Origin of the sequence: Flavobacterium sp. C3NV, from assembly GCF_046825355.2 — a bacterium.
Classification (GTDB): Bacteria; Bacteroidota; Bacteroidia; order Flavobacteriales; family Flavobacteriaceae; genus Flavobacterium.
In genome coordinates this window covers 173,677-195,320 of sequence record NZ_JBKQBJ020000001.1, presented here as the reverse complement: position 1 = coordinate 195,320, position 21,644 = coordinate 173,677, and the positions used below count along the sequence as shown (strand labels likewise).

Below are 21,644 nucleotides of genomic sequence, written 5' to 3'. Positions count from 1 at the left end.
TTTAATTAAATCAGTGATGTATAATACAAAAAAATTACTCTTATTCTTTTTCTTATTTCTTGCTCCATATTTGCTTCATTCGCAAGTATCTAATGACAGTTTACGTGTTTTAAAAGAAGTTATTCTAAAAGGTAAACCGTATCAGGAAGTAATTCCCGTACAAAGTCTTTCAGGAAAATTACTGGAGAATTTAGCAAGCCATAATGTTGCCGATGCATTGAGATATTTTGCAGGAATTCAAATTAAGGATTATGGCGGTCTCGGCGGACTTAAAACGGTCGATGTACGTAATATGGGTACACATCATGTAGGTGTTTTTTACGATGGTATTCAGTTGGGTAACGCGCAAAACGGAGTCACTGATCTGGGTAAATATTCCCTGGATGACATGGAATCCCTAACATTATACAACGGACAGAAAAGTGAAATTTTTCAGTCGGCAAAAGACTTTTCAGCCGCCTCGACCATTTATTTAAGAACAAAACGTCCTGTTTTTGTTGGGGATAAAAAAACAAATTTACTGGTAAGGTTTAAAACCATGTCCATCAATTATTTTGATCCTTCTTTTAGATGGGAACAAAAACTGAGCGATAAAGTCAGCATGAACGTAAGTTCAGAATACATCAAATCAAACGGACAATACAAATTTAGATACAAAAGAAATAATCTCGACGGATCTGTAGCCTACGATACCACTGCCACCAGACACAATAGCGATATAGAAGCTTTACGATTTGAATCCGGACTTTACGGAAAAATTAATAACGGTTCCTGGGATGCCAAAGTGTATTATTATGATTCTGATCGAGGAGCTCCGGGAGCGATTGTCGAGAATAAATTTTCTGATGGTTTCAGACAATACGATAAGAATTTTTTCGCGCAAGGAACTTTCATTAAAGATTTTACCAAAAGATATAAGTTTCAGGCCAAAGCAAAATATGCTTACGATTACACGCATTATGTGGCAAGAGATACTACCAATATTTTAGGCGAAACCGTAACCGAAGGCGCACAATCTGATGATAGTTATTATCAGCAGGAATATTATGTATCGGCAGTCAACATGTACAGTATAGTATCGAACTGGGATGTTTCATTGTCTACAGATTTTCAGTACAATAGATTAAATGCAACCAGAAAAGGAATAAATACTCAGTTTTCTTTTCCGCAGCGTTATACAGCATTATTTTCTTTGGCAAGTTCGTACAGATATGGTGGTTTTAAAGCATTGGGAAGCGTTGTAGGAACTTATGTTCAGGAAGAAGTGCGCTACAATGCAAAAGCCCCCGATAAAAAAGAATTTACGCCTGCCTTATTTTTAGGCTATACACCTTTTAAGGAGTACGATTTTAATGTAAGAGCATTTGCAAAACGTATTTTCAGAATGCCCACTTTTAATGATTTGTATTATACAATGGTTGGTTCGAGTACTTTAAGACCTGAATATATGAATCAGTACGATATTGGTTTTACTTATAATCTACTTTTAAATAAAGGATTCTTCGATAAAATATCTTTTCAGGTTGATGGATATTACACCAATACCAAAGACAAAATAGTAGCAGCGCCAACAGGAAATTTATTTCGCTGGATGATGACCAATATGGGACAGGTAAAAGGACAAGGAGTAGAATCTGTCTTGAATATGGGCATGCATCTTGGTAAAGTAAACTTAACCACAAATCTTACTTATACCTATTCTGAAAACAGGGATTACACAAAATTTGGCGGTCTGGAATTATCATCTTACGGAGACCAAATCCCTTATACGCCATGGCATAGCGGATCCGGAATTTTAAATGCCGAATACGAAACCTGGAACTTCAACTACAGTTTTGTATACGTAGGAAAACGATACAATGGTAATGTTAATAATATAAAAGTCAACGAAGTTCAGCCTTGGTATACACACGATTTGGCAGTGCAGAAATCTTTTGCATTTCAGCATTATAAAATGAAAGGCGCAATAGAACTCAACAATGTCTTCGATCAGCAATATGAGGTAATTTATAATTATCCTATGCCGGGTCGTACAATGAAATTTATAATAAGTATCGAGCTATGAAAAAGATCACAACAAAATTAGTCCTCGGTTTATTGATAACCCTTGCTTTTGTTTCCTGTAGGGAAGAGGAAACGATTTTTCCGTCTTCGGATAAAAGTGTAGCTGCGCCAAGAAGCGACGGTAAAATAGAGGGATTTTATCTTCTTAACGAAGGTAATATGGGAATGAACAGAGCCAGTATTGATATATTCAATTACAGGACAGGAAATTATACCACCGATATTTATTCAGAACGAAACCCAACAGTTGTAAAAGAACTGGGTGATGTTGGAAATGATATTCAAATCTACGGTAACAAGGTTTATGCGGTAATCAATGTTTCGAACAAAGTAGAAGTTATTGATAAATGGACGGCAAAACGCATCAAAAAAATAGACATTCCCAATTGTCGATATGTGGCTTTCTATAAAGATAAAGCCTATGTAAGTTCTTATGCAGGTCCTGTAGCGATTGACCCAAATGCCGAAATAGGTTTTGTGGCAGAAATCGATACAACATCATTAGAAATAAAACGAAAAGTAAATGTGGGTTATCAGCCCGAACAAATGGTGGTACACAATGGGAAACTTTACGTTGCCAATTCCGGAGGTTACAGGGTTCCCAATTACGACAGAACCGTATCTGTAATCGATCTTGAAACTTTCACCGAAATAAAAAAGATAGATGTAGGCATTAATCTCTACAGCATGGAAATCGACAGCAGGGGAGATATTTATGTGAGTTCCAGAGGAGATTATTACAACACTCCTTCGAATCTTTTTGTAATTGATACTAAAACTGATGAGAAAAAAATGCAGCTCGATATGCCGGTTTTAGGAATGTGTCTCGTTGACGATTTGCTCTATTACTACAGTGTTTCATGGAGTTACCTCACCAATAGTAATAAAGTGACTTATGGAATATTAGATACAAAAACAAAGAAAGTAATAAGCGATAAGATTATTACAGACGGTACCGAGAAACAAATTATGATTCCGTACGGACTTCAGATAAATTCTGAAACCAAGGAAATTTATATTACCGATGCACAAAATTATGTGGTAACAGGCTACATCTATTGCTTTACGCCCGAAGGCAAACTAAAATGGAAAACTACAGCAGGGAATATTCCTGCACATATTGCTTTTATAACTAAAAATTAAAATGAAAAAAATGTATCACAACTTTTTAAAACATTTTCGATTCGTAGTGCTTGTATTAGTAGCACTAACACTTACCAATTGTTCTGATAGTGGTTCGAATGACGATGATATCGGAGAAACTATTGTTGAAAATGAATATAGTGTACAACGGTCTAAAATAGTTGCAGTTACAGCACATAATGGGTTAAGTACAGAGGCTAAATTTACATGGAGCGTGACAAAAGGACCATCTGATAATTATGCATTTTCTGATGTTACAGCCAAAGAAACTTTATTTGCAGCGACCGAAGTTGGCGTTTATGAACTGACGTCACTGATCAACGATCAGGGAATGATGCAAACGCAAAAAGTAAAAGTAAATGTAACCAAAGAAACAAAGGAATATAAAACTTTTATCGACAAAGTATTTGAGTTTAAACCGGCACCGGGACAGTTTATAAATGATTTACCGGCAGCCAATGACGGAGAAACGGCCGAAAGAATTTTGGCCAGAGCCAATACATACCTCGCCAAGAAAAACGGAGATCTTATTTCGCTTGGAGCATTTGGTGGTTACATCGTTTTTGGATTTGACCATACCATAGTAAACATAAAAGGGAAACGTGATTTTAGGGTTTTAGGTAATGCATTTTGGGCAGATGCTAATCCTAATCCTGACACTTCTATGCGAGGCGGGAGCAGTGAAGCGGGCGTTATTATGGTTTCTTACGATAAAAATAAAAACGGACTTCCGGATGATGAATGGTACGAAATAGAAGGTGCAGGACACAACATGGAAAAAACGATTCATAATTATGAAATTACTTATTACAGACCAGATCCCAACAAAGTACCTGTTCCCGGAGGCGGAACCGGAACTGTACTTTTTACTGATATAGAATATATCTACTGGAAAGACAATCAGGGTAAAGATGGTTATCTGGCACAAAACAACGCCTACAATCACTCATTAGATTACTGGCCAAAATGGCTTAAAGATCAGCCAAGCCTCACTTTTAAAGGAACCAGATTACCGGACAATGCGGTTGATGAAAGCGGAACAGGAAGTTATTTTGTTCAGTACGCATTTCTTTACGGATATGCCGATAACGCACCCAACAACGACGATGATTCGGCTATTGATATTGATTGGGCAATTGATAAAAACGGAAACAAAATTCACCTTCCGGGAGTAGATTTTGTAAAAGTGTATAATGGTCTCAACCAGCAGGCGGGATGGTTAGGCGAAACTTCTACCGAAATAATGGGAGCAACAGATTTGCACCTTTTGGGAGAAAATATTCCTACCCGAAAGTAGATAAATCAGAATATTAAATTAAAATTATAATACCAAAAACCATGAAAAAAAACCTTACCCATTTATTATTAATTGCTTTTGCAGCCGTTTTTACAAGCTGCAGCAGCAACAATGATGATGATAAAGCTGAAGAAAAGATCGCAGTTACACTTCAGGAAAAATACGAAACATCGACATTTAGCGTCCTTAATATTCCGGCTTCTGCTGAAGTTGCAAGCCCTGTTTACGAATGGATTTTGACTAAAAATCCGGTGAACCAAAAGACAGATTCTATTGTAGGAAACACAAAAGATTTACGTTTTGTTGCTATTTACGCGGGAGCTTATGAACTGACTTTGAACGTTACTTCAGGAGACAAAAAAGGCAGTAAAAAAACAATCGTAAACGTAACGAACGAGACCAAAAATTACAACCCATACATTACAAGTATTTTTGATTTTGATCCGGCACCGGGAATGTTTGCCAATGATTTATACAAAGACGGATTTAAAAAAGAAGATGTAGTGCGAACGGCATTGGGCAGAATTAATGAAACCAATGTTGGATACCAACTGGACTTAGGAGGTTTTGGAGGTTCTATCATTGTAGGTTTCGATCATACTGTTGTGAATGTTCCGGGACAAAGCGATTTTAAATTATACGGAGGAGATTTAACAGATCAGGCTAATCCGCCGGCACCGGGAATAGTATATGTCGCTTATGATAAAAACGGTAACGGAAAACCTGATGAAGATGAATGGTATGAAATAATAGGAAGTCAGCACACAAAAGCAAACACCATAAAGAATTTTAAAATCACCTATCATAAAAAAGCTGCAGGAACACCTGTAGTAGTAGGCGGACCTAATGATATGTTTTCAGATCGTGAGCACATCTTTTGCGAAAATAATTCACCGGAATCCTACTATTTGCCAAGATCAAAGAGTAAAAAGGAATATTATCCTTTATGGGCAACTCAAACTGCTGTTACTTACGAAGGTACAAAACTGAATGTAGATTTTGTTACCGCACGTCCGGGGCAAACTACATTGTGGAATTTTACACCTCCACAATGGGGATATGCAAATGCAGTAGATTCAAATATTGATATCGACTGGGCTGTAGATAAAAACGGGAATAAAGCCAATTTGCCGGGAATTAATTTTATAAAAGTAGTCAACTGTGTGAGCGAACCAATGGGACTTTGCCATCAGCAATCTTCTATGGCTACTAAGTTTGCAGGAGCCGGAGATCTTCATTTATTAAAAAAATACAACTTAAAAAAAGTAAAATAATAAGAATATGAAAAAGTATTTAAAACATAGTTTATTTCTGGCGGCTATTGGCACTTTTTACTGCTGCAGCAATGATGATTCAAAACAAGAAAACCCTGATACGCAACCCGTAAAAGAAGCTACTCTTTCATTAAAATTAGCCTCAGATTTTACAGTAAGCAGATATAATGCAGTAACGGTAGAGCCGGAAGTACTTATTGAATACGGTGATGCTGAACTTGCAAAATACAAATGGACAGTAAAAGTAACCGGAGCAAACGGAGCGGTAAAAGATTCTGTTATTGGTGACACTAAGACCTTACAGTTTATAGCACCCAAAGCAGCTAGTTATACAGTAGATTTAGCTGTAACATTAGGTAAATTGGTAAAACAAGCGTCTACAAAAGTTACTGTTGCAGAAACGGGTAAAACCTATACTTCAAAAGCATTATCGCTTATTGATTATTTACCTGCTCCGGCCTTTAATTTTGATAGTTTTTCCTTTGCAACCAAAACAGAAGCTCTTGAAAGAGTTCAGTCAGATCTTACAGAAGGAAACGCAGTTCCGTTAGGAACTTTTGGAGGATTTATCATTACAGCATTTGATCATACAGTAATAAACGCGTACGGTAAACGTGATTTTACGGTTCTAATGAATGAAAATAGCGGTAGCACCAAATTTTCTCCTGCGAGCATATATGTTGCTTATGATGCAAATAAAAATGGCATTGCAGATGAAAACGAATGGTACGAAATCGCCGGTAGTGAATATCATAAATCGACTACAGTAAAGAATTATGAAATTACATACCACAAACCAGATGCGGCTAAAGCAGCCGTTCCAGGTACAAAAGACTGGCAGTTTGATAAAGAATATATTAAATGGACAGATAATAAAAATGCATCCGCTTTTATTACCAGAACAAAAAAATGGAGACGCTATAATTATTATCCACAATGGATGGGAGAATCTTATACCCTAAAAGGTACAAAAGTATATTTGCCGGTAAAAGATGTAAGCGACGGAGACGGAACAACCTATAACATAGGAACTTTTGAGTGGGGTTACGGAGGTATCAAAGATCCATCAATAGATATTAGCTGGGCTGTAGATAATAACGGAAAGAAAGTTCATTTACCGGGAATCGATTTTGTTAAAGTATATGTTTCGTCATATGCAGAAGCAGGCGCTACAGACTTGGTAACCAACTTCTTTACCCAAGCCGAAGATTTGAATTTTCCTAAAGCAAGTAAGTAAGAACCACCCTTATTTAAAATTAACTAAAGACGAATATTAACCCTAAATTTTATAAATTATGAAAAAAGTACTTTATTTTTTATCAGTAGGTCTACTCTTAGGACTCTCATCCTGTAACAATGATGATGCGCCTTTAAGCAACGAAAATGCAAGTGCAGTAGCGAAAAATGCCAGTGGTATAACAAAAAGAACAGTAACAGATCCTGCAATTGGAACCACATCAACGCTTAATTTAACCAGTGCATTATTAACCAGCGGCATCACAACAACCGGCGGTAAATACTGGGAAAACACGTATGTGTCTAACACAAATTTAAATGTAGATATCTTTACATTTTCGCATACCGCTACCTCTTCAGGTTATAATTATTGGGATGGTTTTATCGTGTCTAATGTAAATGACATTACAGATTACGGTTCTGGTTCAGGTCCTGGAGGATCTGACGGATGGGTACCTCATCAATGGGGAACAATGGCCGGAAGCGGTTTTGGTACTTCTTCTACAATTGCAGCGGGAACTCCGGGAACAACTGGAGATCCTTATATCGTGGCGTATTGGTCAAGCTATTTAGATCCTAAAAATCCACAAGGAACTACTTTTAGTGAAAGCAGTTTTTCTAACTGGATTAAAATTGGAAACACAGGATTATATAAAGTCGAAGGATTAAAAATAAACATGCACCCATGGCCATATTACGGTTGTTTGTACGGAGATGGATTTGCAAGAGCATTCACTTCAGGTGATTCTTTCAAATTATTAATTTATGGAGTAAACGAAGACGGAACAATTACAAATCCTATAGTACATACATTAGCCAACCATACAGGATCTTCTCTGGTAATGCCTACAGGGTGGATAAACGTAAATGCAAGTAATCTTCAAGATTTAGGAGAAGTAAAATACCTTGTTTTCCAAATGACTTCTACAGATTCAGATTTAGTGTATGGAATGAATACTGCAGCTTATTTTTGTTTAGACAAACTTTCTGTAAAACGTGTAGATTAAATGTATTAATCTGGTAATTGATGAAAGCTGCAAGAAACCTTGCAGCTTTTTTTATGAATCTATTTTACCTGATAAAATACATTTTATAAAGATTCCAGAAAAGAGATATATTCTCCCGCACTTTTTTCAATTTTTTCAGGATTTGGATGAAGTTCTGCCCCATAAAAAGCAAACAGAGGTTTGTAATTCGATTTTATATAATTAAAAGTTACCTCAAAAGGACTTGTTAGTTGTTCCAATGTGTATTTGTATCTTCCGGTTTCGCTATAATCTTCTTTGTTGATACCGGCAGAAATCGCAAGCGCAATTTTTTTACCTTCCAGTTTATAACCACTTTTGCTGCCATATGCCCATCCGTGTGTTAAAACTTCATCCAGCCATTTTTTTAATAATGGCGGACAATTGAACCAATAAAACGGAAACTGAAATACAATAGTCTCATGTTCCTCAATTAATTGCTGTTCCTTTTCAATATCGATCTTTTCGTCCGGATATAGTTGGTGCAAATCATGCAAAGTATATTGGTTAGGATGTTTTTCTAATTCTTCAATCCATCTTTTATTGATTAAAGAATTTTCAAGGTTGGGATGTATTATAATTACAAGAGTTTTCATTGTATACCTATTAAAATTAGAAATGCAAAGGTGGAACTCATTCATAAATACGACAATAAGGGGCGAATTAATCATATAGTGATAAATTAACCCCCATGAATTTTAGATGCAAAAACGGCATTTGTCTGTACTTTTGTATTTCTAAAAGAAACGAATATGTATCAGCGAAAAATACCAATAGATTACAATTGCGGACTTAATGTAGCAATGGAAGTAGTGGGTTCTAAATGGAAATTTTGTTTACTGGATGAAATTTCAAAAGGAATAAAACGTCCTAAAGACCTTATCAATGCTGTTAATGGTATTACAAAACGCGTATTGCAAAACCAATTGAAAGAACTTGAATTTCACGGACTTTTAGGAAAAACAATCTATACTGAAATCCCTTTAAAGGTAGAATATTTTCTAACCGAATCAGGAGAATCCCTAATGCCTTTGATTGTAGCAATTGATAAATGGGGATTGGCATTTGCGCCCCAATTAAAAAATATACTAGAAAATCAAATTCTCGAGACTGAAGAACAGTAATACATAAAGAATAATCGGCCATGACTATTCTAACAGGTTTTTAAAACCTGTTAGGTATTTATTCAACATCAATATCAAGATAGTAGCTTTATTATAGATGCATTTTTATTCTTTCTTTTAATTTAAAAAAATAATCAGAATAGCTAACAGGTTTCAAAACCTATTTAGGATAACACAAAGCGAAACTTTAGAATTTAAATCATCCTGAAAATTCTTATATTTAATGTTTTAAATTTTAGTATTAAAAAGCAAACATCTTGACAACAACAGAATTTTTTACCCGACTCGTAATAGCTTTATTCGCAGGACTAATCATAGGTTTTGAAAGACAATGGCATCATAAAGAAACAGGTTTAAAAACCAATATGCTCGTAGCAACAGGAGCTGCCGCTTTTGTATTATTATCTATAAAAGTAGCCGCAACAGCACCTAATATCGATGTAACCCGTATTACCGCTCAGGTAGTTATGGGCGTTGGATTTCTGGGAGCAGGAGTTATTTTTAGGGAAGGTCCCAATGTACACGGACTAAATTCTGCGGCCACAATTTGGTGTAGTGCTGCCATTGGCTGTATCGCCGCTTCAGGTTATTTTGCCGAAGCTTTGATTTGTACGGCATTAGTAACTATTGTCAATACGGTTCTGGAACCTATAGATAAGTGGATGAGGAATAGGAAGTAAGTAGAGAATAGAATAAAGAGGAAAGAGAATAGACTATAGAGAATAGAATAAAGAGGATCTCGGACCAGGGAATGAAAAAACAAGAATAAATTGAATAGCGTCCAGCTTTAGCTGGATGTAAATAAAGAGATTAGATTTAGGCTTTAGCCAAATAAAAGCGTTTGGTCAAAAATCAAAGAGAATTAAACAGATTAAGCATATCAATAATCATCTGTGTAAATTTGCCTAAATTTTTTTAAAATCTGCGTGAAAAACATTTACAAGAGAAAAAAATTGAATAGCGTCCAGCTTTAACTGGATGTAAATAAAGAGATTAGATTTAGGCTTTAGCCAAATAAAAGCGTTTGGTCAAAAATCAAAGAGAATTAAATAGATTAAGCATATCAATAATCATCTGCGTAAATTTGCCTAAATCTTTTTAAAATCTGCGTGAAAAATATTTACAAGAGAAATAAATTGAATAGCGTCCAGCTTTAACTGGATGTAAATAAAGAGATTAGATTTAGGCTTTAGCCAAATAAAAGCGTTTGGTCAAAAATTAAAGAGAATTAAATAGATTGAGCATATCAATAATCATCTGCATAAATTTGCCTAAATCTTTTCAAAATCTGCGTGAAAAATATTTACAAGAGAAATAAATTGAATAGCGTCCAACTTTAGCTGGATGTAAATAAAGAGATTATATTTAGGCTTTAGCCAAATAAAAGCGTTTGGTCAAAAATTAAAGAGAATTAAACAGATTCAGCATATCAATAATCATCTGCGTAAATTTGCCTAAATTTTTTTAAAATCTGCGTGAAAAATATTTACAAGAGAAATAAATTGAATAGCGTCTAGCTTTAACTGGATGTAAATAAAGAGATTAGATTTTGGTTTTAGCCAAATAAAAGCGTTTGGCCAAAAATTAAAGAGAATTAAATAGATTGAGCATATCAATAATCATCTGTGTAAATTTGCCTGAATCTTTTTAAAATCTGCGTGAAAAATATTTACCACAAAGACTACAATCAACTCAAAATCAAAAAGTTTAATTGTTCTAAAAAGCCTCTCCAATTCTAAAATAAAGTCCCCAGTCGCCTTTACCAACAGCGGCATCAAGCCCAATGTTGAATTTTTCGTTTTTAAAAGCCCTGTAACGATAACCTACACCGGCTCCGGGATACAATTTCCAGTTGAAACTTTCTGTGTCTGAACCATAAATAGTAGCAACCCCTGCAAATCCTACAAGTCCCATTCTTTTATTAAAATTATAACGATATTCAGCCTGTAAATCCATCAATCCATCGCCGCGATATTTCCCTTCAGAATATCCTCTGATATCTTCACTACCAATCGTTTGCTGTTGTTCGAAGGCAATATTTCCCAATCCAAACTTACCCGCAAATCGTGCTGCCAAAACATCAGTTCCACCTCGCATAGGAAAATATTGATTGTACTCTGAAAGAATCTTGTTAGCGCTAACATCATTTCCGAACCATTCAGGATAATCGAGCCATCGCAATTTTATTTTTTTTCCTTTAGTAGGATAATAAATAGCATCTCTTGTATCGTATAGCATAATCAGCTGTAAACCATTTGTATGCGTGACAGAAGAAGGTTCAATATCATCTTCGTATTTTGTGTCATAATGCGCATAAGCATATCCAAATCCCGCATAAAAAGATTTGAATAGTTTACGCTGAATCGTAAAACTTGCCATTGTTGTTTTAGTTCCGTAGTTGTAAAAATCAGGCACATCGATATCATCCACATAAAACTGTGCATTTTGATTGCCCGTTGCTGCGAAAAATTGCAAACGCCAGGAATCTTCTTTAAAAAAGAATTTGTTAAACGTGGCTATAAAATAGGATTTGTTGGTCGTGTAAACCGCAGATATACCAGATAAAGATTTAGGCGAAATAGTATCGGTTTTATTCAATTTGTACATCATCATGGGGATAGCGCCAAACATAAAATCCATTGTCCTATTGTAATTAAGATAAGGCATTACATTAAAATCAATATTTTTTTCTGGTTTCTTAGAGGCTGTAGTATCAGTAGATTTTGTCTGACTCCAAATACCACAAGACCATAAGAAGATGATTAGGAAAGGTAAGATTTTCTGCATTTTAAATTTACTTTTAAGTTAATCTTATAAAAAGTGTTTGTATTCTAAAGCGCATGAAGTGAAGTGATTATAAAAAACAGAACAACCATTTTTTACCCTTCATAAAAACTTAAAGATAAATATTTTTTTTTAAAGTTGTAAGAAAAGGCGAGGTCTATGTTCTAAAAAAAGGCCGTATTTTTAATTTTACTATTTTTCGAAAGAATCAATTTTTGTACTTTATTTTTTGTTTTGAAAAGCATTTCTTAATAATGTATGATGAAACTTTCATCCCAAAACACTGGATATCTCAAATAAAATCAAAGTGTTTTTTAACTCATAACAAATTGATATTTTTATTGTTATGCCTTATTTTACTGAGTTTCTGTGTCTTTTACAATTGGTTTCGTTGTGTATTAATTTAAAATATTTTAAAAAATAAATTTAAACTCTACTAATTACATAGAATTTATCTATATATTTGCAGAGTAGAAAAAATCTACATGAACTTATCCAGAAAGACTGAGGGAGTAGGCCCGATGATGTCTTAGCAACCTGTTGCCAAATAAGGTGCTAAATCCTTCCGCCAACGCGGACAGATAAGATAGATTTCATTAGTAAATCTGCATAAGATCATTAGTATTAAATCATTTATTTTTTAGAATGAAAACTGAACAAATATTACCTGCCTGTCCGGAAAAATGTAACTTATTTTCAAAAATAGAAAACCACCTTCTGGTTTTCCGAATGCACTACACGTAACTTTTTTAGATCCCATATCTTTTTTATCCATACAATAACAGACCATTTTAATATTGGTTCTGGAATTTCTATGTCCAATTTTTAAAAACAAACCCAATGAAAAAAATAGTAATATTTCTGGCTTTATGCCTTTGTGCAACAACAACTCAGGCACAAGAGGCAAACGTGCAGCTAAAAGGAACAGTTGTCGATACTGTGGCTCAATATGTTTACCTGCAAAAGTTTCACAACAAGATGTTTACCACAATAGATTCGGTAAAAGTTATAGACGGAAAATTCAGTTTTAAAACGAAAGTCAAACTTCCTGAATTGTACGGATTAAGCGTAAATACTGCTGATAGTCCATTATATATTTTCCTTGAAAAATCTCCAATTACAGTAAAATTAAGCCCTGTTAAATATTACAGCACATCGGTTGTAGAAGGTTCTGCGTCTCAGGATTTATTTAATAATTACAGAAAAACGGAGAATGTTGATATAAGTAAATTTATCACAGAACATCCTGGTTCTCTGGTTTCTGCATATGTGTTGTACCGAAATTGGTCGTATAGACTGAGTCCGGAAGAAATCACAAAAAACATTTCGCTTCTGGATAAAAGTCAGCAAAATTCCACTTACGTGAAAGAACTTCAGGAACTTGTAAAAGTGCTTAACGGATTACAGGTCGGAAAAAAAGCACCCGATTTTGTGTCTCAGGATCCAGAAGGAAAATCCATTCGTTTTTCTGAAAACCTTAAAGGATATACATTGGTAGATTTCTGGGCTTCATGGTGCGGACCTTGCCGAAGAGAAAACCCAAACATTGTAGCCGCTTACAAAGAATATCATGATAAAGGTTTTAATATCATCGGAATTTCATTAGACAAAAAGAAAGAAAACTGGGTAAAAGGAATTCAGGACGATCACTTAGACTGGCTGCATGTTTCTGATTTATTATTCTGGAATAGTGCTATTGCTAAATTGTATGGAGTAAGAGCTATTCCTGCTAATTATTTAGTCGATTCAAAAGGAATTATTGTCGCAAGAAATCTTCACGGAGACGAACTGCAAACTACACTTAAATCGCTTTTGAATAAATAGTTAGGAATACAATAAGCAGTAAAGAAGTTAATTTAAAAATGAAATGGAAATGAATGTTATTGAGAAAACGAAACCAAGTCAGTTAGAGCGTTATTTTTCTAAGTTTAGAGGAAATACAATAGGAGTAAACCACACTTTCGAGTCGGCATATGGTACTCAAAACTTATTATATGCAGACTGGGTGGCCAGCGGAAGATTATACCTGCCCATTGAAGATATTATGCTCAATAAAATAGGCCCAATGATTGCCAATACGCACTCTTTCTCCAGCGAAACGGGTAAAACGTCGACTTATGCCTACAATCATGCCAGACAATTAATCAAAAAGCATGTTAATGCTAACGAATCTGATGTTTTGGTGACCACCGGAACCGGAATGACAGCCGCGTTATCAAAATTACAGCGTTTTATAGGATTGCGCAATGCCCATAACAGAGTAAATACTGAATTGGATCAAGCTGATAAACCTGTCGTTTTTATCACCCATATGGAGCATCATTCTAATCAGGTTTCCTGGTATGAAACAAATGCCGATGTTGTGGTTGTACCTCCGGACGAGAATAATTTGACCGATCCTAAAATACTGGCTGAATTACTTAAAAAATATGCCGACAGAACGCTGAAAATTGGTTCGTTTACAGCTGCCTCAAATGTTACAGGAATCATTACACCTTATCATGAACTGGCGAAAGTGATGCATGAGAACAACGGATTCTGCTTTGTCGATTTTGCCGCCGCAGCACCGTATGTGCAAATCGATATGCACCCAAAAGATCCCAAAGAACAATTGGACGCTATCTTTTTTTCTCCCCATAAATTCTTAGGCGGTCCCGGAACCTGTGGCGTTTTGGTTTTTAATGAAAAGCTGTATAAAAGTGACGTTCCTGATAATCCGGGAGGAGGAAATGTAAAGATCACCAACCCTTGGGGAATATATCATTACAGCGATTCAATAGAAGTCAAGGAAGATGGCGGAACTCCGGGTTTTCTGCAAGTCATGAGAACTGCTTTGGCCTTGAAACTAAAAGATCAAATGGCCATCGAAAACATAAAAAACAGAGAAAAAGAATTGCTTAATCTCTGTTACAGCGAGTTTCAAAAGATTCCCGGTTTGTCTATTCTGGGAGATCTAAAAACAGAAAGAATAGGCTGTGTTTCCTTTTTAATAGAAGACATTCACTATAATTTAATCGTACGACTTTTAAATGATCGTTTTGGCGTTCAGGTTCGTGGCGGATGGTCCTGCGCAAGTACATATGCCCATTATTTATTCAATATCAATGAGGCACAATCCAACAAGATAACCGAAGATCTTCTTCAGAAAAACCAAACCAATAAACCGGGATGGGTACGCTTGTCTTTGCATCCCATCATGACCAATGAGGAAGTTTTATTTATATCTGATGCCATTCAGCAAGTAGTTTTACACCATAAAGAGTGGCAAAAAGACTATCAGTACAATACGTCGACTAATGAATATGAAAGTATTATAAAAGAAGAAACGATAGAAAACGAGGTAAAAGAGTGGTTTTGGCTGGAGTAAATTTTCTATGATAAAAGTAAAACTTTTTTTTAGGAGCTAATCCCGCACCCGAGCCTGAAAGTGCGAACTGGCGAAGCAATTCGTTACAAACGAAGTTTACTGAAATCCGAAATAAAATAAAAAGTAAGTGAAGTAGTCGTTTGGGCCTCCCGATAACTATCGGTCAATTTCATTAAGCTAAGGAAAATTCAATGGAACAATTTGTTAAGGACAATATCTTATCGCTTTGCTTTTGTTCCATCGGAACATTTCATTGGTAGCCCAATAAATACGGCATTTTTTCACGTTCCGTAGGAACGTTTGATTCTATAAATAATAATTGGTAAAAACATATACAGATTACAGATACAATTTCTCAAACGTCCCAATGGGACGATGTTTCTCAGGATGTGTTTTTTTTCTACCGATGAGGTGTTCCTATGGAACACAATCGATAATCTTTGTCGATCTGCTGATGTGATATACTTCGTATGTTCGCTATCTCTCGGATCTCCCTTCGTTCGAGATGACAAACGGTGCGATAGCTCCAGCGGAGCGTAATATTTATAGCCAATCAGAATGTAGTTTTCAATAGCTCCAGCGGAGCGACATATTATAGAATATATCTTAAATCTGTTGGGATAAACTTCTGAGTAATCCAACCCAAACAATCTTTAAAAAATATAGTTATATCAAAAAATAATAACAATGAATAATATAATAGGATTTCATCATTTTGCGATCAAGGCACAAGATTTTGAAGGAACCGTACAATTTTACAAAACCCTTAATTTTGAAGTGGTACACGATTGGAGTTTGCCGGAATTTAATTTAGAAAAGTGTGTAATGCTAAAGAACAAAGCATTTGATTCTTATATAGAAATATGCGACAGTAATGCCAGTTTTCCTACGCAGGGACGTAAAAGAAAGCAAGGGGATCCGTATGTCGAAAATTCACTTTTACATATTTGTTTCACCGTTTTGGATGCCAAAAAAGCCTACGATGAAGCAATCAAAAATGGCGCAAAACCATTATCGGCAAAAGAAACATTAGAACTCAAAAATCATAGAAAAGCCGTAACCGTTAGTAATAGTCTGGTTTATAGCCCAAATGGAGAGGTAATTGAATTTTTGGAATCTGTAGTATTTTAAAACACGAATTTCATGAATTAAGCTTAGGCATAATTATAAAAAGTAAACACGAATTTCACGAATTGACACTAATTTTAAATGTTTAAACTTATTTGTGAAATTATTCCACAACCAATTAGTGCTAATTCGTGAAATTAGTGTTTAAATTAAAACTTATTTTTTGATAAATTTAAAGTTTTGAGCTTTGTTTCCTGCGGTTGACACTTTTATCATATAAACTCCCTTAGCCAGATGATTTACTGGTATTTCAGAACTGATCATATCTTCGGCAACAGTAGTCGTTTTCCAAATTTCTTTACCTACTAAATCGTACATAGAAATGGCAACAGGACCATTAATGGTATGATCAAATTTTATTTGGAATGTATTCGTTGCCGGATTAGGAAAAACATAATTCGTCGAAGCATTTCCCCAGTTGTAATTAGGCGTACTTAAAACCGGTCCCTGATAAATCGCATACAAAGCAGCATCGGCCTGAGGAAGCTGAACGCTTAATGTACCTTGTGTAGAACTGATTGTACCGGAGTACAATTCTTTTACGCTATAATTTCCGGAACCTAAGCCTAAACGGCTTAAACTAACATTGTTGGTAGTGGCCGTATTACTATAATTAAACACAGCTACATAAGTCACATTATTATGCGTAGCCGAGAAAACATTTGCAGCGTTGTAACCCGTATTTCCGTCAGCAGGAAGAAAGTGCATATCAGCACGGGCAACATTCATAACATCATTATTTTGTAAAAGCAGCTGCGATCTGGCTTTCCACGGACCTGTAGCAGAAAAGTCGTCACCGCTTGTAATAGTCCCTGTTACAACACTGCTTAAAAGCCTGGCACGATTTTCTCCAATACTTGCATTACCAAATACTACATGGTCAGCATCTAAATAATCATAGATTTTGTTTTGCCACCAGCCATAAGTTGTACTGTTAAGCGTATAATCGGTATCGCCTATACTGGTGTAGGCATCGCAGGCAATACGGCGAACATGCACAAACGGACCCGTTGCCAAATTTGGCGATATTGCCGCCTGAACAAGCATTTTTCCGTCAATTTCATCAACTAAAAATTTCATTCCTTCCTGATACGCTTCCATACCCGTATGCAGCTGATTGTTAGCAAAACCATCAGCTTCGATACTGGCATGAGTCAAAAAGTCGATTTTTATCATTTCAAATCCGGCTGCTTTAAAGCGATTCATAAAATAATGTATTCTCGCTTTGGTTCCCGGACTTGTAGGATCCATGGCATAAGCGCCATCTAACTCAAGCGGACTCCCGTTGACCATTGTCCAACATTGGTTGTAGGTATACGAACTTCCTTCTACAGGACGATTGTACTTGCCCCAGTCTACAAATGGAGCCCAATAAATACCCGCTTTAAATCCTTTGTTTTTCGCATAAGTAACAAATTGCGCCAGTTCAGCATCCGACATATTATCCCAATACGAATCAAGATCGATAAAAAGTGTATTGTCTTCGGTTTTGAAAGCCGGACAATCATCATGAAAAAAGTCTACAACAGCTTTTGCTTTAGTAAGATTAATATTCGACTGTATTGCGCCCCAACTGTTCCAGCCAATAGGTTTTGGTGCTGTCCAGTCAAAAATATATTTAGGCTGAAGAGCAGCATTCGCCTGAGCAAATTCCTCAAGACCCGTGCGCCAGTCATCATTAGCATTTAATAATACTTTTGGCGAAGCACAACTTGTTTGGCCCACATTTACCCAGCCATGTCCACGTTGATCTCTTGTAATATCATTTTTTGTCCATCCTGCAATCACCGAAACATAAGCAGATGATGCACCGCCGCCACTTACGGTAATACCGGTTTTCCATTTGGTATGTTCAACAGATCCAATAACCAAACCTTTACGATTCGTATTGTTATAAATATTGGTAACCTCAGAAGCCGTAAAATCGGCAGAGTTAAGCGCGTAGGCATTGTAACGAATCCAGGCATCATTGTCGTAAGGAACAAATAAAGCCCTGGTGTCGCCGCTGCCAAAATTAGGCGTTACCTGATAACTGGTTAATGGCGACATTTTATAAGAGTTAGAACCGTTTCCGGTAAGGACAACTTGTACGGCAACATAATTTTTATTGTTGTAAGCATAAAAAACCTGCTGCATTCCCAAAGTATAATTACCGCTTAAAGTAAAAATATGTTTTGTTCCGCTGCCAATATTATCCGTAAACGCTTCTGAGGTATAAGTTGCCGTAGCATAATTACCACTCAAATATTGCTGATCGCTGAAAGCATAAGCCGATGCATTGGTAATTACAGTCGCGCCATTAAATTTTACATTGTAGGTTTTGGTGCCTAAATTATAAACGATGCTATTGTTTGTACCAAAAGAAATTGTTTGCGTAGATGAAGAACCAATTGGCGTTAAAACAAACTTGTCTAAGTTAGGCGCCCATGAACTGGTATTATCCCAAAGCAGAGTAGTGGTACCGCTGTTGAGGTATATACTTAGGTTTTTTGAAGCTGCAATGCTCCATCCGCCACTTGGTTCACACGGAATCGCAATAGTGGTGGCAGAACCTGCAGTTAACCTAATTGTTCGAGGATCGCCTGTGCAGTAAAACAATTGTAGATTGTACCAGCCTGTTGCAGCTACATTTACATTGACCGAAACACTGCTGTTACCACCTAAATTACCAACTATTTTTCCTGAGCAGGAATCACAATTTTGTATGTCGGCATTATTGGTGCGCGTGCCGTTTTCGAATTCATACGTTTGAGCTGAACTTACGATTGCTGTCAAAAATAACAGCATTGTAAGAAGCTTTTTGAATGATGATTTTTGTTTTGTAATTTTTTCTTGCATAATAATATATTAAAATTAGTTAAAATGCAGTACTATACTATACTGTGCTACAATGATATGAAAAATATTAATATAATGTTAAAAAATAAGTGATATAATTATTTTACGTTGCCTAATTTGTGGTTTGTGTATTGTCAATGCTATTATTTTGGTGAAATAAGAATTATGATTTTCATATTCAGCATGCTTGGTGCATTGGAAAAAAAATAAAGTTTTAGCAATAAAATAACAATTGGAAATTTAAACTTCGGTAGCCAAAAAATACGTTTGGGGACTAAATAATGCTTGTACAGTAGTATTTTTAAAACCCCGAAAAGATTATTTGAGCACTTTTACCGGAATAATTGCTTAATAAATATCTTATGAATGTACCTCCAACCATTATAGCAGCAACCAATTTTTCGGCTATAGCCAATAATGCAGTTACTTATGCTGCCGGACTTGCAAAAAGTGCCAATGCGAGACTTATTCTCTTCAATTCTTTTCAGTTAGGTATTCACAGTGCTAATTCTCATATTAGTGCAGAAGCCATGCAAAAACAGTTAGACAAGGCTTCTGAAAGGCTGCAAACTTTGGGTAAAGACATTGCCAGTCTCTTTAATATCGAAGTAAGCTGCTTTTGCAGTTATTCGTTTTTAGAAGAAGAACTTTCATCCTTAATAGAGATTAATAAGGCAGAACTTGTAGTGATGGGAATGGCGGAACGTTCTTTCGAACAGGAACTTATGGGCAATTCGACAACATCGGTAATCAAGAATTTAAGCACGCCTGTGTTAGCTGTTCCTTTCAATGCCCGCTTTCAAAATATTAAAAAAATATTGTATGCGTGCGACACTTTAAGCTTTTCGTCTATCAAAAGATTCAGTTGGTTAAGAAGCATTGTGGGAAATCTTGGAGCAGAGGTAGAATTTTTTAGTGTAGATGCAAAATTAGACGATCTTAAGCAGGAACAAGACCGATTATTATTGAGTTCTACACTCGAACAAGAGTTTCAACAGGTCAAATACCTCTATAAAACTGTTAAATCAAATGCAGTAATAAATGAGATTAAGAAGGAAATTAACATATATGATGCTGATATATTAGTAATGGTGCCACAAAAGTATGGTTTTTGGGATTCTTTAGTACATAAAAGCAAAACTAGAATTATGGCAGCAGGTTTAGACATACCGCTATTGTCTTTTCCAAATTTCTGACGTTATTTTGCAGTCTGCTTTTTCTCCCAAAAAAAAACAGCAAAAGAAAAGATTCAAAATAACAAAAACAAATAAAAATGAAGGCAACAATTACAGCTATAGGAGGTTTTGTACCAAACTCCATATTAAGTAATGAGATGATTTCAAGAATGGTTGACACAACTGAAGACTGGATAGTAAAAAGAACAGGAATAAAAGAGCGAAGACTGGCTACAGATGAAAATCTGGCAACATCAGATCTTGCTAGTGCAGCAATCGAGAATTTATTAGGTACTTATGAAATAGATCGTCTGGAAATTGATGGTTTGGTACTGGCAACAGCAACGCCGGATCATCTTTTAACTCCTACAGCAAGTAAAGTATGCGAATTAAGCGGATTTACCAATGCATTTGGATTCGATTTGAACGGTGCCTGCAGTGGTTTTTTATATGCATTAGAAATGGCAACCACCATGATCGAAAGCGGACGTTATAAAAAAGTGGTTGTTGTAGGAGCAGATACCATGAGCTCTATTGTAGATTATGAAGACCGTAATACTTGTATCCTTTTTGGAGACGGCGCAGGAGCGGTTCTTTTAGAAAAAACAGATTTAGAGTACGGAATGATGAAAAGTATCCTGCGTACAGACGGAAGTGGTACATCTGCGCTTTTAGTACCTGCAGGAGGCTCAAAAACACCGGCAACGATGCAAAGCATCATACACAGAGAACATTTTATCAAACAAGAAGGCTCTTTTGTATTCAAAAAAGCAGTTGAATCAATGTCAAGCGTTTCACAGCAGACTCTTGCCAGTAATGATTTGACTGTAGAAGATATTGACTGGGTGGTGCCGCATCAGGCGAATCTTAGAATCATAAAATCAGTAAGCGAACATTTGAATATTGGTATCGAGAAAGTAAAAGTAAATATCGATAAATACGGTAATACAACTTCGGCAACTATTCCGTTATGTCTGTGGGATTTTAAAGATGATTTTAAAGAAGGTCAAAACATCCTGATAACGACTTTTGGAGCCGGATTTTCATGGGGTGCAACTTGTATAAAATGGGGAGTGATGAGAGCACTAAAAGCAGTAGAATCATCAACAGTTGGAAAAATATTAAAACGTGATTTGATGTATCAATAAGATGCATCAAATGTTTTTTTATGCATATAGTGTCAATATAG

The 21,644-nt window shown here is 35.8% G+C and carries 17 protein-coding genes and 1 riboswitch; of the genes, 13 read left to right on the top strand and 4 right to left on the bottom strand.

The genetic code is table 11. The features are described 5' to 3' along the window. The first annotated feature begins 16 nt into the window (after positions 1-16). From ACIDC4_RS00830 to ACIDC4_RS00805, 6 genes are read left to right on the top strand one after another with little or no spacing between them, the layout of a single operon-like run. Positions 17-2,065 carry a TonB-dependent receptor gene (locus tag ACIDC4_RS00830; protein WP_412043223.1) on the top strand — a complete coding sequence of 683 codons (2,049 nt, stop codon included), beginning with the start codon at positions 17-19 and terminating at the stop codon, positions 2,063-2,065. Beyond that, positions 2,062-3,207 carry a DUF5074 domain-containing protein gene (locus ACIDC4_RS00825; RefSeq protein ID WP_412043222.1) on the top strand — a complete coding sequence of 382 codons (1,146 nt, stop codon included), beginning with the start codon at positions 2,062-2,064 and terminating at the stop codon, positions 3,205-3,207. Before ACIDC4_RS00830 ends, ACIDC4_RS00825 begins: the two co-directional genes overlap by 4 nt. Before the next feature lie 10 nt (positions 3,208-3,217). Further along, entirely contained in the window at positions 3,218-4,504 is a 1,287-nt protein-coding gene (locus tag ACIDC4_RS00820) for a cell surface protein (RefSeq protein ID WP_412043221.1), read from the top strand. Positions 4,505-4,545: 41 nt separating this feature from the next. Next, positions 4,546-5,778 (top strand): hypothetical protein, encoded by a 1,233-nt coding sequence (locus ACIDC4_RS00815; RefSeq protein WP_412043220.1) that lies wholly within the window; start codon positions 4,546-4,548, stop codon positions 5,776-5,778. 7 nt (positions 5,779-5,785) lie between these two features. Then, a complete protein-coding gene (locus ACIDC4_RS00810; RefSeq protein WP_412043219.1) occupies positions 5,786-7,015 on the top strand; it encodes a hypothetical protein in 1,230 nt (409 codons plus the stop codon). 58 nt (positions 7,016-7,073) lie between these two features. Beyond that, positions 7,074-8,021 carry a DUF4465 domain-containing protein gene (locus tag ACIDC4_RS00805; RefSeq protein WP_412043218.1) on the top strand — a complete coding sequence of 316 codons (948 nt, stop codon included), beginning with the start codon at positions 7,074-7,076 and terminating at the stop codon, positions 8,019-8,021. An 83-nt stretch (positions 8,022-8,104) separates the two neighbouring features. Here the strand turns inward: ACIDC4_RS00805 and ACIDC4_RS00800 are convergent, their stop codons facing one another. Beyond that, positions 8,105-8,635 carry an NAD(P)H-dependent oxidoreductase gene (locus ACIDC4_RS00800; RefSeq protein WP_412043217.1) on the bottom strand — a complete coding sequence of 177 codons (531 nt, stop codon included), beginning with the start codon at positions 8,633-8,635 and terminating at the stop codon, positions 8,105-8,107. A 156-nt stretch (positions 8,636-8,791) separates the two neighbouring features. Here ACIDC4_RS00800 and ACIDC4_RS00795 point away from each other — a divergent pair, with 156 nt between their 5' ends. Together ACIDC4_RS00795 and ACIDC4_RS00790 are read left to right on the top strand one after the other, a co-directional pair. Continuing rightward, entirely contained in the window at positions 8,792-9,163 is a 372-nt protein-coding gene (locus tag ACIDC4_RS00795; protein ID WP_412043216.1) for a winged helix-turn-helix transcriptional regulator, read from the top strand. 257 nt (positions 9,164-9,420) lie between these two features. After that, on the top strand, positions 9,421-9,843 hold the full coding sequence (locus tag ACIDC4_RS00790; protein WP_230037854.1) for an MgtC/SapB family protein: 423 nt from the start codon (positions 9,421-9,423) through the stop codon (positions 9,841-9,843). 1,036 nt (positions 9,844-10,879) lie between these two features. On the opposite strand, the gene ACIDC4_RS00785 is transcribed toward ACIDC4_RS00790, so the two are convergent. Continuing rightward, the gene (locus tag ACIDC4_RS00785; protein ID WP_412043942.1) at positions 10,880-11,950 is read right to left on the bottom strand and encodes a BamA/TamA family outer membrane protein; all 1,071 of its coding nucleotides are present in this window, start codon (positions 11,948-11,950) and stop codon (positions 10,880-10,882) included. Positions 11,951-12,435: 485 nt separating this feature from the next. Further along, positions 12,436-12,535, top strand: a riboswitch (SAM riboswitch). Between the two features lie 52 nt (positions 12,536-12,587). Beyond that, positions 12,588-12,722 (bottom strand): hypothetical protein, encoded by a 135-nt coding sequence (locus tag ACIDC4_RS00780; RefSeq protein WP_412043941.1) that lies wholly within the window; start codon positions 12,720-12,722, stop codon positions 12,588-12,590. A 65-nt stretch (positions 12,723-12,787) separates the two neighbouring features. On the opposite strand from ACIDC4_RS00780, the gene ACIDC4_RS00775 reads away from it, so the two are divergent. The 3 genes from ACIDC4_RS00775 (at position 12,788) to ACIDC4_RS00765 (ending at position 16,445) form a co-directional block, all read left to right on the top strand. Beyond that, a complete protein-coding gene (locus ACIDC4_RS00775; RefSeq protein ID WP_412043940.1) occupies positions 12,788-13,771 on the top strand; it encodes a redoxin domain-containing protein in 984 nt (327 codons plus the stop codon). A gap of 49 nt (positions 13,772-13,820) precedes the next feature. Next, on the top strand, positions 13,821-15,314 hold the full coding sequence (locus tag ACIDC4_RS00770) for an aminotransferase class V-fold PLP-dependent enzyme (RefSeq protein WP_412043943.1): 1,494 nt from the start codon (positions 13,821-13,823) through the stop codon (positions 15,312-15,314). A gap of 687 nt (positions 15,315-16,001) precedes the next feature. Then, positions 16,002-16,445 carry a VOC family protein gene (locus ACIDC4_RS00765; RefSeq protein WP_412043939.1) on the top strand — a complete coding sequence of 148 codons (444 nt, stop codon included), beginning with the start codon at positions 16,002-16,004 and terminating at the stop codon, positions 16,443-16,445. A 153-nt stretch (positions 16,446-16,598) separates the two neighbouring features. Here the strand turns inward: ACIDC4_RS00765 and ACIDC4_RS00760 are convergent, their stop codons facing one another. Further along, positions 16,599-19,280, bottom strand: coding sequence for a T9SS type A sorting domain-containing protein (locus ACIDC4_RS00760; protein ID WP_412043938.1), 2,682 nt, complete (start codon positions 19,278-19,280; stop codon positions 16,599-16,601). Between the two features lie 362 nt (positions 19,281-19,642). Between ACIDC4_RS00760 and ACIDC4_RS00755 the strand changes: the two genes are divergently transcribed. Beyond that, a complete protein-coding gene (locus tag ACIDC4_RS00755; protein ID WP_412043937.1) occupies positions 19,643-20,476 on the top strand; it encodes a universal stress protein in 834 nt (277 codons plus the stop codon). A 77-nt stretch (positions 20,477-20,553) separates the two neighbouring features. Continuing rightward, a complete protein-coding gene (locus tag ACIDC4_RS00750; RefSeq protein ID WP_412043936.1) occupies positions 20,554-21,603 on the top strand; it encodes a beta-ketoacyl-ACP synthase III in 1,050 nt (349 codons plus the stop codon). The last annotated feature ends 41 nt before the right edge of the window (positions 21,604-21,644 follow it).